12 protein-coding genes and 1 pseudogene are annotated in these 14,408 nt (G+C 63.2%); 4 read left to right on the top strand and 9 right to left on the bottom strand.

The genetic code is table 11. The features are described 5' to 3' along the window. The first annotated feature begins 72 nt into the window (after window positions 1–72). Together NLY33_RS29215 and NLY33_RS29210 are read left to right on the top strand one after the other, a co-directional pair. Window positions 73–771, top strand: coding sequence for a GntR family transcriptional regulator (locus NLY33_RS29215; RefSeq protein ID WP_023704694.1), 699 nt, complete (start codon window positions 73–75; stop codon window positions 769–771). A 158-nt stretch (window positions 772–929) separates the two neighbouring features. Beyond that, on the top strand, window positions 930–1,523 hold the full coding sequence (locus NLY33_RS29210; protein ID WP_023667783.1) for a DJ-1/PfpI family protein: 594 nt from the start codon (window positions 930–932) through the stop codon (window positions 1,521–1,523). A gap of 270 nt (window positions 1,524–1,793) precedes the next feature. Here NLY33_RS29210 and NLY33_RS29205 read toward each other — a convergent pair. The 4 genes and pseudogenes from NLY33_RS29205 to NLY33_RS29190 all read right to left on the bottom strand — a co-directional run bounded on the left by NLY33_RS29205 (window position 1,794) and on the right by NLY33_RS29190 (window position 4,731). Then, window positions 1,794–2,424, bottom strand: a pseudogene (locus NLY33_RS29205) (class I SAM-dependent methyltransferase). Window positions 2,425–2,561: 137 nt separating this feature from the next. Then, entirely contained in the window at window positions 2,562–3,161 is a 600-nt protein-coding gene (locus tag NLY33_RS29200) for an NADPH-dependent F420 reductase (protein WP_023708105.1), read from the bottom strand. A 32-nt stretch (window positions 3,162–3,193) separates the two neighbouring features. Next, window positions 3,194–3,895, bottom strand: coding sequence for an SDR family NAD(P)-dependent oxidoreductase (locus NLY33_RS29195; protein ID WP_245261085.1), 702 nt, complete (start codon window positions 3,893–3,895; stop codon window positions 3,194–3,196). Between the two features lie 101 nt (window positions 3,896–3,996). Beyond that, window positions 3,997–4,731: an SDR family NAD(P)-dependent oxidoreductase gene (locus tag NLY33_RS29190; RefSeq protein WP_031196212.1), complete on the bottom strand. Its 735-nt coding sequence runs from the start codon at window positions 4,729–4,731 to the stop codon at window positions 3,997–3,999. Between the two features lie 228 nt (window positions 4,732–4,959). Here NLY33_RS29190 and NLY33_RS29185 point away from each other — a divergent pair, with 228 nt between their 5' ends. Next, window positions 4,960–5,856, top strand: a complete 897-nt coding sequence (locus NLY33_RS29185) for a LysR family transcriptional regulator (protein ID WP_023667788.1) — start codon at window positions 4,960–4,962, stop codon at window positions 5,854–5,856. Between the two features lie 160 nt (window positions 5,857–6,016). On the opposite strand, the gene NLY33_RS29180 is transcribed toward NLY33_RS29185, so the two are convergent. The 5 genes from NLY33_RS29180 to NLY33_RS29160 are packed head-to-tail and all read right to left on the bottom strand — an operon-like array spanning window position 6,017 to window position 12,631. Next, window positions 6,017–7,579 carry an indolepyruvate oxidoreductase subunit beta family protein gene (locus tag NLY33_RS29180; protein WP_023704701.1) on the bottom strand — a complete coding sequence of 521 codons (1,563 nt, stop codon included), beginning with the start codon at window positions 7,577–7,579 and terminating at the stop codon, window positions 6,017–6,019. Further along, on the bottom strand, window positions 7,572–9,725 hold the full coding sequence (locus tag NLY33_RS29175; protein WP_023704702.1) for a thiamine pyrophosphate-dependent enzyme: 2,154 nt from the start codon (window positions 9,723–9,725) through the stop codon (window positions 7,572–7,574). Before NLY33_RS29175 ends, NLY33_RS29180 begins: the two co-directional genes overlap by 8 nt. 44 nt (window positions 9,726–9,769) lie before the next feature. Beyond that, on the bottom strand, window positions 9,770–10,252 hold the full coding sequence (locus tag NLY33_RS29170) for a MarR family winged helix-turn-helix transcriptional regulator (protein ID WP_023708107.1): 483 nt from the start codon (window positions 10,250–10,252) through the stop codon (window positions 9,770–9,772). After that, the gene (locus tag NLY33_RS29165) at window positions 10,252–11,823 is read right to left on the bottom strand and encodes a phytoene desaturase family protein (protein WP_023704704.1); all 1,572 of its coding nucleotides are present in this window, start codon (window positions 11,821–11,823) and stop codon (window positions 10,252–10,254) included. Before NLY33_RS29165 ends, NLY33_RS29170 begins: the two co-directional genes overlap by 1 nt. Before the next feature lie 16 nt (window positions 11,824–11,839). Further along, a complete protein-coding gene (locus NLY33_RS29160) occupies window positions 11,840–12,631 on the bottom strand; it encodes a cyclase family protein (protein ID WP_023708108.1) in 792 nt (263 codons plus the stop codon). A gap of 119 nt (window positions 12,632–12,750) precedes the next feature. On the opposite strand from NLY33_RS29160, the gene NLY33_RS29155 reads away from it, so the two are divergent. Next, window positions 12,751–14,325 carry a phytoene desaturase family protein gene (locus NLY33_RS29155; protein ID WP_023704706.1) on the top strand — a complete coding sequence of 525 codons (1,575 nt, stop codon included), beginning with the start codon at window positions 12,751–12,753 and terminating at the stop codon, window positions 14,323–14,325. Window positions 14,326–14,408: the final 83 nt, after the last annotated feature.

The following is a 14,408-nucleotide window of genomic DNA, read 5'->3' as shown; positions in this document are numbered from 1 at the left end:
AAATCGTATAGGATATAGGATTGAGTTTCGCGGAGCATCATGTTAGTGGGTGGTTCTGTCAAGAGGCAAACGATGCAGAACACGGACCTGACGGTTGACAATGAAGCCCGTGCGACCGGTCGTATTCAGCGCGCCAACAGTCTGGCTGGCGACGTTTACGAAGCAATCTTCGCGCAGCTCATGTCTTTGAGGATTGCTCCGGGATCGCGCATCACCGTCGACAATCTCGTCAAGGAATTCAACGTCTCGCATACCCCCATTCGTGAAGCGCTTGGCAGGCTGGAGGGGGAAGGGCTGGTTCTGAAAACCCACCTGATCGGCTATCGCGCCGCCCCGCAAATCACCCGCCGGCGCTTCGACGAGCTTTACGAGCTGCGTCTATTGCTTGAACCTGCCGCCGCGGCCAAAGCCACCGCAACAATGGACGGCGAGCGCCTTGCCGCGCTGCAGGAGACGGCCGGCGTCATGGCTCGGCGGGTGGGGAAAGACGAACGCCTGCGCTATTCGAACTTCGCCCGTCAGGATGCGATCTTCCACGACAAGATCGTCGAGTTCGCCCAGAACGAACTCATTCGCGAGACGCTGAATCACCAGCATACCCACTTCCATATCTTCCGCCTGATGTATCACTCCAGGGTGACCGAAGAGGCGCTCGACGAGCACGAGGCTATTCTCGCTGCCTTTGCCGCGGGCGATCCGGACGCCGCCGAAAAAGCCATGCGTGCGCACATCGAAAATTCGCGGGACAGGCTCCTGCCTGCGTTCGAGTAGCCTGGCGATGTTGCTTGCCCGAGGCACCCTCAAGCGCGGCGCGCCGCTGTTCGCCCAGCCTGCCGCCTACGAATTCTACTCCCCGTTCTGAGCCGATTTCGATACCGGGAAGGAGGCGCAGTGCACCTCGCCCCTGAAACAAGCCGAGAGGAAAAGACATGCCAGCCAAAAAAATCCTGATGCTGACCGGTGATTTCACCGAGGAGTATGAAATCTTCGTCTATCAGCAGGCGATGGAAGCGGTGGGACACACCGTTCATGTCGTGTGCCCCGACAAAAGCGCCGGAGACATGATCAAGACATCGCTGCACGATTTCGAGGGCGATCAGACCTACACCGAAAAGCCCGGCCACAACGCGCTGATCAACAAGACCTTTGCCGACGCCGAGAAGCAGCTGAGCCAGTACGACGCTGTCTATTGCGCCGGCGGTCGTGGCCCCGAATACATCCGCACCGACAAGCGGATACAGGCAATGGTGCGCCATTTCCACGAGGCGAAAAAGCCGATCTTCACGATCTGCCATGGCGTCCAGATTCTGATCGCGGTCGACGGCGTCGTGCGCGGCAAGAAGGTGGCGGCGCTCGCCGCTTGCGAGCCGGAGGTGACGCTTGCCGGCGGCACTTATATCGATTTGTCTCCCACCGACGCCTATGTCGATGGGACCATGGTTTCAGCCAAAGGCTGGACCGCGCTTGCGGCGTTCATCCGTGAATGCCTGAAGGTGCTGGGAACGGAAATCCACCATTCTTGAACCGTTTGTCCCGGCGCATCCCTGAGGGGATGCGCCGGCTCCCTCAACGGCGCGGCGACTTCCGTCATTTCATCAAGTTCAGATCAGGAACCTGCGGCAGGTGTGCTCCAGAACCTTGTGCCATCATCACCTCGGACGCCTTCAAGGCGCTGCCGCATCGCGTGCGTGCACCAGCGCGCCATCCTCGTTGAGCTTTCCCAGCTTGACGGGTGCGAACCCGAGTTGATGGACTCAATGGGAGGTCGACATGAAGTCGGCGCCCGGGAGCTGTCAGGGCTTCACGAACCGAAACGCGAAGCGATCGGTCTCGCCCTTGATCGCGGGATCGAACACCTTGATCGAGTGCGGGTCATCCTTATTCACCAGCACGGTGCTTTCCGCGTCCAGTACGAAGCCGGCCGCCTCCACCTCCTCGCCGACGAATGCAGGGTCGATCCGATGCAGCGACCGGGTCGCTCGTGCCCGACCCAGCGGCGGCGGCGTGGTCGACGATGACGTAGGACCCACCGGGTTTCAGCCGCTTGTAGACAGCTCGATTGAAGTCGGCCGCCGTCGCACCCTTCTTCTGGACCAGGGCGGTGTGAAGATCGTGGTAAAACAGGTGCAGCCATAGGACATCCGCTGGCGGCGTGACCTCCGGCATCGCGACGAGATCCGCCGAGGCGGCTTCGACGTTCTCTCGGCCCGGCTCCTTCGCGAGCGTCCGCATGAGGCCGACCGGATCGTTCTTGAAGTGGGCGACTTCGGCCGGCACGAAGCTGTAGACCCGCCCCTCTGATCCGACGATGTCGGAGAAGAGGCGCGTCCAGTCTCCGTCGCCAGGGTAGACGTCGATCACGGTGGAGCCCGCCTCGATTCGTGCGAACCGGATTAACTCGGATACCTTGGATTGGTCGTACATCGAAATCTCCTTAGGAGTGGATATTCTTCTCGGTGCTCATAGTGATTTCTCCATTTTGCTCGGATCGGATCGCGCTTGATCCGATCCGAGTTCCGATCGAGTGCGTGGTTTCTTTGCCGGTGGGGACGTCGCGCTCGTCAGTCGAATTTGACCAAGTCCTTGAAGATCAGATGACCCCAGCTGTCTCCGCGCGCCTGGACCAGCAGGCCACCTTCCGACACCCCGCCAAGCTTGATCGGCGCGAAACCGAGATTTTCCGCAAGCTCCCCAGTCTGTGTTGCGGCAGCATCATCGTCGCTTGCCAGGAACACGACCCTCCGGCCACCATGTACGGCCGGATCCTGATCAAGCACCGGGGCGACCAGATGGTTGAAGCCCTTGACCAGTTTTGCGCCAGAGAAGGCCTGCGCAATGAACTTGGAAGAAGGTTGTCCTCCCAGTTCCTCCGGGGGCACGCCATAGGCATTGGTCACATCGATGATCGTCTTCCCCTGCCAGGTGGGGAGCGCCTTCGCGAGATCCGGGTGCGCCTCGAAGCGGACAGCCAAAAAGATGATGTCCGCCTTGATGGCTTCCGCCAGTTTTTTGGGGATGATCGTGGGTCCGATCGCGGCCGCATCGGCGGCAAAGCTTTCCGGGTCGCGTGTGGTTGCAACGGAAACTTCGATGCCGTTTCGGGCAAACGCCTTGGCAAGGGCCTGTCCGATATTGCCGAATCCTACGATTGCATAGTTCATAGTACTTCTCCGATCTGGTGCTAATGCCGGGGTCAGACTTGCGCCATGCCTCCGTCTACGGCGAGATCCACGCCGGTGACGAAAGAACTTTCATCGGAGGCGAGGAACGTGACGGCAGCAGCGATTTCCTCTGGTTTGCCCCTGCGACCCATTGGGATCTGTGACGCAAACTGGGCGGCCGCTTGCTCGGCTTGCTCAGGGGTAAGGCCAGTCGTTGTCTCCAAGGCCGGCGTCTCGATTGGTCCCGGACTCATTGCATTGACGCGGATTTTGCGGTCTTTGAATTCCAGTGTCCAAGCGCGCGCGAAGTTGCGTACAGCCGCCTTGCTCGCGGCGTAGGTACTAAACCCTGGAAGCCCCAACACGTTCGACACTGAAGAATTCAGGATGATCGAACCGCCGTCTTTGAACAGGGGAAGGGCCTTCTGCACCGTAAAGAACAGACCCTTCACGTTCACATCGAAGGTCTGATCAAAATGTGCCTCGGTAGCGACGGCGAGCGGTGCGATCGTCCCCGCGCCGGCGTTGGCGAAGAGAATGTCGATATGACCATGTTTCACCTTCACGACGGCATAGAGGCGATCCAGATCTTCCAGGAGCGACACGTCACCCACGACCGTCGTAACGTTTTTCATGATGAAGGCTGCGGCCTCCTTCAGCTCCTTCTCTCTTCGCCCGGTAATCACGACGTGCGCTCCTTCTTCTACGAAGCGCTTGGCTGTGGCCAATCCGATCCCGCTGCTTCAGCCCGTGATGACTGCGATCTTGCCTTCGAGTTTTTTCATAATTCTTTGTCTTTCGTTGCGCGCGGCCCAGGTACGGACCGCGCTGGGGGTCAGAGTTGAGCCAGGCCGCCGTCGACGGCGACTTCGCTGGCGGTCATGAAGCTGCTGTCCGGCGACGCGAGAAAGGCGGCCACGGCCCCGATCTCCGCCGGATTGGCCATGCGCTGGAGCGGAGTCATCGCGCCGTAGGCCTTCTGGCCTTCCTCGCCCAACGCCTCCTTCGCGAGTTCGGTCGCCGTCGCCCCGGGCGACAACACGTTTACCCGGATGCCGGTGCCCTTCAGGTCCTCCGCCCAGGTCCGCGCCAGGTTGCGCACTGCCGCCTTGCTCGCGCTATAGGCAGTGAACCCCGGAGCGCCCGTGGTGCCGGCGCTCGAGCCGGTGAGGATGATCGAACCGCCCTGGCTCATCAGCGGCAGCGCCTTCTGGACCGTGAAGATCGTACCCTTCACATTGGTGTCGAAGGTTTCGTCAATGTGCCTGGCGGTGATCTGCCCGAGCGGAAGCAGACTTCCCGCCCCGGCATTGGCGAAGACGATATCGAGGCTTCCGCGCTCGGCCTTCACCGCAGCGTAGAGTCGGTCGAGGTCGGCCTCATCCGAGACCGAGCCCTTAACCGCGCGGGCACTAGGCCCAAGGTCAGCCACGGCGGCGTTGAGCGCTTCCTGCCGGCGGCCGAAGATGAAGACGAAGGCGCCCTCCTCGATAACGCGCTTGGCTGCGGCGCGACCGATGCCCGTAGCGCCGCCAGTTATCACAGCGGTCTTTCCATTCAGTCTGTTCATGTCATGCATCCTTCGTTTCGCCGTCTCGTATCTTTGGCTGTACGGGAAAGTCCCGCGAGAGCCTCAAGATGGGTTCGCCGAAGTCGGGCGGTGAGTGCGCAATCGCGCACATCGCTGGTGCGAAAACGATCCAGCTAGATGATTGAACGCCGCGGCGACCGCACGAACTACGGCTGATCGTGTTAGTATGGGCTTTGCAAGCCGCACTTCGCTGCGCAGGAATGCACCATGATCGACTGGGATGACGTTCGCTACTTTCTTGCCGCCGCGCGCGTAGGCTCGGTGCGTGCTGCCGCCGCACACCTCGGTGTGAACCACTCGACCGTGCTGCGGCGCATCGCTCAGCTCGAGGAACGCCTCGGGGCGCAGATGTTCGAAAAGCTGCCTTCCGGCTACCGCTTGACGGCTGCGGGCGAGGAGGTCCTCGATCTCGCGACCCAGATGGAAGCGTCGTCGCACCAACTGGAGACGCGAGTCTTCGGTCGTGACCAGAGCGCGCGCGGGCTTTTGCGGGTGACGCTTCCACCGTTCCTCGCCACACACCTGCTCATGCCGGATCTCGCCGACTTCGCGCGTTTGCATCGCGACATCGAGATGGAAATCTTGTCGTCCGGTGAGCTGGCAAATCTGACCAACCGAGAGGCCGACGTCGCGATCCGCATTGTCGCCGACCGCAAGACCCTGCCGCTCAATCTTCACGGCCTGAAGGGACCGGAGCTGTTCAGCGGCGTCTACATGTCTCGCGATCGACTAGCCGCGTGGCGTGCGGGCACGCCTGATCCCATCCGGTGGATAGGCATAGACAATCATGGAATTCCGGACTGGGCGCGCGAGGGAGAAGTTCACGTCACGGGAGTACCGTTCAGGACACCTGACGCCGAGACGCAGATCATCGCGGCGCACCAAGGGATTGGGATAACGAAACTGCCGTGCTTCGTCGGAGATGCCGACCCCCTGCTGGTGAGGGTGCCGGGGATCGACGTGCCCATGCATGGGACACTGTGGCTTCTCACGCAAGGCGAGACACGCAAGACGAAGCGGGTGCGGCTCTTCACCGAGTTCGTATCCCGCAGGCTCGCCGCGTACGCTCCGCTTCTCTCGGGGCTGTCCATATCGCGCGACTGACGCCCGCAGGTCGGCCGGCAACGCTTCCCGCAATCCGGGTGGAAGCCGAGCTGCGATCGCTTGAAGCGGCGTGTTCAATCCGCGAATCCAGTGGGAGTAGGGAAACGGCGGCAGTAGCGTAGAGGTACCAGCCTAAGCTCGACCTCCTCCGACACCATGATCACAACGATGCCACCGTCTTCAGCGCGCCATCGAGCATGTCGCCTTTCTCGTCTTTCAGCGCAGCTTCGCGCAACCGCCTGATCCAGTCGGCAGCGTCATCGCGGCCCTTGACCAGATCGAGCGCCGACAGCACGCGATCGAATTTGGACTGGGCGCGGAGGTGGGTGTCGCTGTAGCCCTTGATCAGCCGGCGGCAGTTCAGGATTTCGACGGCGAGCGCGTAGTCCTGAGGCGCGTGGCTGAGCGCCAGCGCATACCAGCGCTCCAGATGCGCCGTCTCGACCTTGTGGCGCAACAGGCGCCGCCGCCAGCGGCGCAGGCCTCCGATGAACCAGAGGACCGCAAAGCCGGCAAAGCTGTCGGTGCGAATGCGCCGGCCATGGTTGATGCGACGATCAAGGAAAGCAGCGAGTTTCGGCCGGTTCTCAATGTAGCTGCCCAACCCCGCCGGCAAAGTGCCGCAGAACTCCTCGATGCGCGGATGGAAATACTCGGTTACCTGCAGGATCGAGCCGTTCTTGACGCCGACCTCGCGGCGCACGCGCTGGTCGCGGGTCGAGCGAGTCTTGAGATCGGCGACGCGGATCATGTCGTCATAGCACAGCGCGTTGGCCAGATGCTTGGCGGCGGCGATGGACAATGCATGGGCGTGGCCGGGATCATCAAGCGCAACGGCCTTGTCCAACCGGTCGAGATACTCGCCGCCATAGGAGATGTCCTGATAGTCGACGACCTTTCTCAGCGCCCGGAGCGCCATGTCGCGCACCGCCGCGGGCATCAGGTCGATGCGGGCAGCCAGTGCCTGCCAACCCTGCAGCAGGTTCTGCGGACCGCTCACGCGCCCTGCACCCGGAGCGGGGTCGACCGTGGCCGGTTCTGCCGGCTCTGGCGCGGGGACGGTCGTACCGCGCGCGCGGTCGTAGGCAACGGCGAAGGCAGCGAGGCTGGCTTTCGCGCCCCGGCCGCCGGCGCCGATCGCTTGCTCATAGCTTTCACGCCTGAACGGCAATGCGTCGGAGCCTGCCAGCGCGCCAAGGAGGCTGGCGGAAATCATCGAGCCATTATCGGCGGCGATCTTTTCCATGTCGAAGGCGATGAAGCGTTTCGATGCAGCTTCCGCCGTCGCGTGTACCTTCGAAGACGAGGCCCGGCCGTCACCCGGCTCGATCTTTTCCGACACCGCGGCAATGCGATGCGAAGAAGCAATGAGCGTGGTGCGATCGGGCGTGACGAAGCCCCTGATGATGGCGCGGCCGGCTTCCATCAGCTCGGCGGCGATCAGTATGTCGACGTCGCCCTGCGAAGGCGACAGGGCAAAGACCGGCAGCCGGCCGGTGTCGCGGGCCATCTCGACGTAATAGATCGTAGCGCCGGTGCGCTGGGCGACGCCGGCGACGGAGGTCGATTGCGCGACGTAACCATTGCGCTCGGCGACATCGGTGATCCAGTCGGCGAGCACACCGCCGCCCTGGCCACCGACCGCGAGCAAAGCGAGTTTGATCACCGGCTCGGTATCGGCGGCACCGGATTTCGGACGCAAGGGCGAAGCCTGGTCAAGCATCGGCGAACGTCAACCTGCGGCTCTCGCGGCGGCGCTGCATCAGGCCGATCACGGCGCGGCGAGCGCTTTCCAGGAAACGGTCCCAGCGGCCCGGATTGTGCACGACATCGGCGCGGTAGAAGGATGGGCACAGCACGGCGGCGTCCGCCACCTCGCCGCAATTGCCGCAGCCGACGCAGCTCTGGTCGATCGATGCCACCGGATCGTCACGCAACGGATCGTCGAGCGATTTCACCGACAGCGACGGGCAGCCGGACAGCCGCATGCAGGCGTGGTCGCCGGTGCAGATGTCCTCGTCGACCCCGAATTTCGGCTTGACGACACGGGTCCCTCCCTTGATCGCCTTGTCGACCAGCGGCTTTTCGCGACGCTGGCGGTTGAGCATGCATTCGGAAGAGGCGACGATGACCTTTGGTCCCTTTTCCTCCGTCGTCAGCGCCTCGCGCAGCGTGTCCTGCATCTTGCCGACATCGTAGGTGCGGTCGATGTGGCGCAGCCATTTGACGCCCATGCCCTTCACCGCTTCGGTGATCGGATGCTTGGTCGACTTGGTCTTGTTGCCCGCACGCGACGACAGGATGTCCTGCCCACCGGTGGCGGCGGAGTAAAAATTGTCGACGATGACGATGACGCCGTCGTTCTTGTTGAAGACCGCGTTGCCGATCGAGGAGGTCAGGCCATTGTGCCAGAAGCCGCCATCGCCGACGAAAGAGATCGACCGCCGTTTGGCGTCGGGCGAATTGAACGCCGATGCCGATGCCGGCCCCAGCCCGTAGCCCATGGTGGTGGCGCCGAGCTCGAAAGGCGGCATGATCGAGAACAAATGGCAGCCGATGTCGGATGCGATGTGATGGTTCCCGAGTTCCTGCTCGACCAGCTTTGTCGCGGCAAAGATCGGCCGCTCCGGGCAACCGATGCAGAAGCCCGGCGGACGGCCCGGCACGACGTTGATCAGGTCGGCGGCGTCGACGCCATCGCCGACCTTGTTGGGCGCGCGCACCTCGCCCGGCAAGAGATGCGGGGATTCGGCGCGCAGGAAGGCGCCAATGCCGTCGAGCATGACCTGGCCGGTATATTCGCCGGCCATCGGCAGATATTCCTTGCCGACCAGCCTGGTGCCGCGCCCGGCCTTGTGCAGCATGGCGGCAAAGGCTTGCTCGATGTAGTTGGGCTGGCCCTCCTCGACCACGAGCACCGCCTGCTTGCCTTCGCAGAAGGTGAGGAACTCGTCGTCGATCAGGGGATAGACGGCATTGAGCACGTAGAGCGGCACATCGGTCTCGCCATAGGTGTCAGCGAGGCCGAGACGCTGCAGCGCGCGGATGACCGAATTGTACATGCCGCCCTGCATGACGATGCCGACCGAGCCGTGGTCCGAGCCGAAGAATTCGTTGATCTTGTTCTTGGCGATGAACTCCACCGCCGCCGGCCAGCGCTTCTGCACCTTCTCCTTCTCGTGCAGGAAGGAGGCGGGCGGCAACACGATGCGGCCGGTGTCGCGGCGCGGCGCGTCGAGCGCATCGGCCACCGTCATCGGCGGGCGCTTGTTGTCCTTGGCGATGAAATGGCCATGCACATGGCAGCAGCGGATGCGCACCTGCAGCATCACCGGCGTGTTGGATGCCTCGGACAGCTCGAAACCATCCTCCACCGCCTTGACGATCGACGGCAAATTGGGGCGCGGGTCGAGTAGCCAGACCTGGCTCTTCATGGCGAAGGCATGGCTGCGCTCCTGCATGATCGAGGAGCCTTCGCCATAGTCTTCGCCGACGATGATCAGCGCGCCGCCGGTGACGCCGCCGGAGGCGAGGTTGGCCAGTGCGTCGGACGCGACATTGGTGCCGACGGTCGACTTGAAGGTCGCCGCACCGCGAATGGGGTAATGCACCGAGGCCGCCAGCATGGCGGTGGCGGTGGCTTCCGAGGCGCTCGCCTCGAAATGCACCCCGAGTTCGCCCAGAATCTCCTGTGCGTCGGCCAGCACGTCCATCAGATGGCTGATCGGCGCGCCCTGGTATCCGCCGACATAGCCGACGCCGCATTGCAGCAGCGCCTTGGTGATGGCGAGAATGCCTTCGCCCGCAAATTCCTCGCCGGCGCCGAGCCTGAGTTTTTCGACTTCCTTGGCAAAAGAGCGTTCGGCCATTTTTCCAACCTTCCGTTGCCGGCGGTGCGGCCGGCGCCTAACGTCTAGATGTCGTGCTTGCGAATGTTCTTCAGCATCTTCTGCAATGTGGCGATCAGCGCCGCGTATTCGGCGTCGTCGACATCGTCGAACATCGCCTCGAACGCGTCATGCATTGCCGGCCAGGCGCGCGCGAACTCGGCGCGGCCGTCATCGGTCAGGAAGACATGGCGGATGCGGCTGTCTGTGACGCCTTGCTCGCGCCGCACGAAGCCTTGCCCTTCCAGCGTGTCGAGCTTGCGGCTCAAGGTCGACTGCTCGATGACGGTGTAGACCGAGAGGTCGTTGACGGTGATACCGTCGGTGACCGACAGCACGGCGAGCGTGCGGACCTGCGGAATGGTCAGGCCCTGCTTGCGGAAATCGTCGCGCAAGGTGGCGTTGTAGCGCCCCATGATGCGGTTCATCAGATAGGGCGCGAATTGCTGCAGGCCGATCTGGCCAAGCGTCGAAATGCGCTGGCGTTTTTCTGCGACCTTCTGCTCCATCACAGCCTGCCCGCCAGAAGAAAGCCGGAGCCGCCGCCGAGCCCTGCACCCGGATGGGTGGAGGCGCCGATGTGATAGAGGTTTTTGATGCCGGTCTGATGGTTGCGGCTGGTCTTGAACGGCCGCCACAGGAACGACTGGTCGATGGTGGACGACCCGCCATACGGGTCGCCGCCGACCAGATTGATGTTCATCGCTTCGAGATCGGCCGGTGAATAGGCGCGGCGCGCAATCACGCTGCCCTTGAAGCCATCGATGTGGCTGGCGAGAATGGTTTCGACGCGGTCGGCGTAGGCTTCACGCAGCGCCTCGGTCCATTGTCCGTCAGCCGGTGCATGCAGCGTGCCTGCGGCGTCGCCCTTGATGTGCCTGGGCGCCTCGGGCAGTTGCAGCCACAGGATCGCCTTGCCCTCCGGGCAGCGCGACGGATCGAGCGCATGCGGCTGGCCGACGCAGATGGTCGGCACTTCGGGCAGCATGCCGCGCGCCGCCTCGTTGCAGGCTTTCGAGACGCCATCGAGCCCCGGCGTCAGGTGCAACAATGCCACCTGGTCCAGGCCAGCACCGCGCCATGCCGGCGGCTTGTTCAGCGCATAGTGAATCTGGAAATTGCCTTTGCCGTAGCGATATTTCTGTGTCGCTTCGACATCGGCCTTGGGAGCCTCGCTGCCGAGCAACCGGTGGTAAAGCTGCGTCGGCGTGACCGAACAGATGACGCTCTTGTTTGCTGTAATCGTTTCGCCCGAGGCGAGCCGTACGCCGGTCGCGCGGCCACCGCTCTGGACGATCGAGGCGACATCGGCGGCGGTACGGATGTCGCCACCACGTTCCCTTATCAGAGCTTCGAAGGCGGTGAGCAGGGTCTTCGCTCCACCCTTGACGATCGGCGCCCCGGCCGCTTCCAGCGCGAAGGCAATGACCTTGGCGATCTGCCCTGAGAAGGCGTCTTCCGGTCCGAGCCCGGCGTGCAGCACCCAGGGCGCCCACAGCGCGCGGATTGTCTCGGACCGATAGGTGCTTTCCAGCCAGCTGCGCGCCGGCACCAGTGCTTCGCCGAGAAAGGCGGCAAGGCCGCGTGGGCTGCGCCGCCAGGCATCGCCGGCCAGCAGTTTCGCCGTCGGATAGGACCACAGGCTGCCGCCGAGCAGGCCGAACAACAGGCCGGCATTGCGCTCGATGCCGCTGACATCGTCCGCATGCCGGTCGCCATCGTCGGCGGCAATCGCATTGATTGCCGCGACATTGGCGGCGCGGTTGGTGGTGAGCACTGCATGACTGCCGTCCGGCCGCAGCACGCCAGTTGGCGTGCCGGTGTGGCAGAATTCCAGCCCGTGCCTGGCGAGATCGCCGCCCAACGCCGCAAAAGCCGGCGAGGTGATGAACAGCACGAAGGTGGTTGCCATCACGTCATGGATAAAGCCGGGAGCGGTGATCTCCTCGGTACGCACGCAGCCGCCGATGCGGTCATTGCGCTCGAGGACGAGCACACGCGCCCCTTTGCCGCCGAGCATCGCCGCGCAGACCAGCGCGTTGATGCCGCTGCCAACGATGATGTGATCCGGCTGGCTCACCTTGGCGTGCTTTCACCTAGCCGTTGGATACAAGCGCCAGCGCGCGGATAGGGCTGCCGGTGCCATGCTCGATCTTGAGCGGTGCGGCGATCAGGATGGCGCCCTTTGGAGGCAACTGGTCGAGGTTGCAGAGGCTGGCGAGGCCATAGCGGTTCGCCTTGTGCATCAGCGTGTGGGCTGGAAATGGCGGCTCCATCCCGCCTGCCTTGCCGGCATCGGTGCCGATCGTCTCTGAGCCCCAGCCCTTGATATCCTTGCTGATCAGGAACTGGATGGCTTCGGCTGTCGGACCTGGCGTATGTGGGCCGGTTTCGTTGGCGTTGAGGAATTCGGCTTCCGAGCCATTGCGCTTATACCAGTCGGTGCGCATCACCACCCACTCCCCGGCGTTGATGGCGCCATGCTTGGCTTCCCACGCCTTGATGTGGTCGACGGTGAGCAGGAAGTCGTGGTCAGCGGCGGCTTCCTTCGAGCAGTCGATGACATTGACCGGACCAATGAAATTCTGCGCCGGAATGGTGTCGGTGGCGCCGTCCGGATAGTCCTTGCCGCTGATCCAATGCTGCGGCGCATCGAAATGCGTGCCCGAATGCTCCCCAAGCTTCAGCCAGTTCCATGCCCACCACGGGCCGTTCTTGTCATAACGGGAGATGTTATGGATCTCGACCTTTGGCGTGTCGACGGCAAGCTCCGGCGGCAGCTTGATAAGAGGCGTGTCGGGTCCGAGTTGCGCAGAGAGGTCGACCACCCTGATGGCGCCTGAAAGCAGCTGGCCGGCGACTTCGCCGAGGAGTTTTTGCGTGTCCATGGTCTGAAGTTCCCTCTTTCTGGTGAAGATCAAGGCTCGTCTCGGCCCTTAATATCCTACTAGACGAAAACATATGCATCTGCAATTATCTTTAAGCATAAAGGAAATGGGAACGGGGCGTGAGCGAGTTCGACGCCATCTTTGTCGGGGCGGGCCACAACAGTCTGGCATGCGCCGCGCATCTGGCGCTGAAAGGCTGGAAAACCGGGATTTTCGAGCGCAGCGCAGCAATCGGCGGTGCCGTCCAGACCCACGAATACACCCTCCCAGGGTTCCGGCACGATTTCGGTGCAATGAATCTGAGCCTGTTTGCCGGCTCCGCCTTCCACCGGAAATATGCAAATGAATTGAAAGCGCAGGGTCTTGAGTTCGCGCCGGTCGCCGACTGTTTCGCCAGCGCCTTTCCGGACGGACGCTGGTTCGGCGTCAGCAATGACTTGGAAAGGACTGCCACGCGGCTGGCCGCGTTCTCCGCCGCCGATGCCGCGACGTGGCGCAAGCTCGTTGCCGCCTTTCCTGCTGAGGCCGAGCATCTGTTCCGGCTGCTGGGATCGCCGATGAGTGCCCGCGCGCTTGCCGGCACCGCCTGGAACCTGTGGCGCAAGAAGGGCATGTCAGGCGCGCTCGATACCGGCCGGCTTTTGCTGTCGTCACCTCGCGCCTGGCTGGAGGAGACCTTCGAGTCGCCTTATGTGCGGGCAACGCTTGCCACCTGGGGCATGCATCTCGATTTCGCACCCGACATCGCCGGCGGCGCCGTGTTCCCCTATCTGGAATCGATCGCCAACCAGAGCTTTGGCATGGTGCTAGGCAAGGGCGGCGCCGACACGATCATCCGGGCGCTGGCAGGTATGGTCACCTCGGCGGGCGGCACGATCGTCACCGGGGCGGAAGTTGCCGAGATCACCGTTGCCGGCGGCAAGGCATCGGGCGTGCGACTCGCTTCAGGTGAGACACATACGGCCACCAAGGCAGTGATTGCCGGCGTCGCGCCCAGGGCGCTGACCGGCAAGTTGCTGCCCAACGGTTCCGGCGACGCCGGCTTCGACACGGCGATGCAGAAATTCAGGCACGCGCCGGGCACGATGATGATCCATCTGGCGCTCGACGACCTGCCCGATTGGCGCGCCGGCGCGGAGCTTCGGCAGTTCGCCTATGTGCATCTGTCGCCCTCGCTCGACGCGATGTCGCGCACCTATCAGCAGGCGATGGCGGGCATGCTGCCGGACGAACCGGTGCTGGTCGTCGGCCAGCCGACAGCGGTCGATCCGTCACGCGCGCCGCAGGGCAAGCATGTGCTGTGGGTGCAGGTGCGCATGCTGCCCGCCGAAATCCTGGGCGATGCGGCCGGCAAGATCGCGCCCGCGCATTGGGATCAGGTCAAGGACGTCTATGCCGAACGCGTGCTCGACACCATCGAGATCTACGCACCCGGACTGCACGCGAAAATCCTCGGCCGTGCAGTGTTCTCGCCAATCGACCTCGAGCGTGAGAACCCCAATCTCGTCGGTGGCGACCAGGTCTGCGGCAGCCATCATCTGGCGCAGAACTTCTTGTTTCGCCCGGCGCGCGGTTATGCCGGCTGGAACACGCCGGTCGGCAATCTGCATCTCATAGGCGCCGCGACATGGCCCGGCGCCGGCACCGGCGCGGCCTCCGGCTTCATGCTCGCGCAACAGCTTGGCGGGAGGTAGCTCGCAAGATTTCATGAAGGCGACGAGAGGCAAGGCGCTGCTGCCCACGAAGCCCGGATCGATAAACTGATAGTGCCGCGCAA

The sequence above is a fragment of the Mesorhizobium sp. C432A genome (assembly GCF_030323145.1).
GTDB lineage: Bacteria > Pseudomonadota > Alphaproteobacteria > Rhizobiales > Rhizobiaceae > Mesorhizobium.
Note: the sequence above shows the minus strand (reverse complement) of the source record. Positions and strands in the feature narration are given on the sequence as shown.

What these genes read in the sequence shown, in the direction of transcription:
- NLY33_RS29215 (WP_023704694.1), top strand. Translation starts at nt 73, where the DNA reads ATGCAGAACACGGACCTGACGGTTGACAATGAAGCCCGTGCGACCGGT.
- NLY33_RS29210 (WP_023667783.1), top strand. Translation starts at nt 930, where the DNA reads ATGCCAGCCAAAAAAATCCTGATGCTGACCGGTGATTTCACCGAGGAG.
- NLY33_RS29200 (WP_023708105.1), bottom strand. Translation starts at nt 3,161, where the DNA reads ATGAACTATGCAATCGTAGGATTCGGCAATATCGGACAGGCCCTTGCC.
- NLY33_RS29190 (WP_031196212.1), bottom strand. Translation starts at nt 4,731, where the DNA reads ATGAACAGACTGAATGGAAAGACCGCTGTGATAACTGGCGGCGCTACG.
- NLY33_RS29185 (WP_023667788.1), top strand. Translation starts at nt 4,960, where the DNA reads ATGATCGACTGGGATGACGTTCGCTACTTTCTTGCCGCCGCGCGCGTA.
- NLY33_RS29180 (WP_023704701.1), bottom strand. Translation starts at nt 7,579, where the DNA reads ATGCTTGACCAGGCTTCGCCCTTGCGTCCGAAATCCGGTGCCGCCGAT.
- NLY33_RS29175 (WP_023704702.1), bottom strand. Translation starts at nt 9,725, where the DNA reads ATGGCCGAACGCTCTTTTGCCAAGGAAGTCGAAAAACTCAGGCTCGGC.
- NLY33_RS29170 (WP_023708107.1), bottom strand. Translation starts at nt 10,252, where the DNA reads ATGGAGCAGAAGGTCGCAGAAAAACGCCAGCGCATTTCGACGCTTGGC.
- NLY33_RS29160 (WP_023708108.1), bottom strand. Translation starts at nt 12,631, where the DNA reads ATGGACACGCAAAAACTCCTCGGCGAAGTCGCCGGCCAGCTGCTTTCA.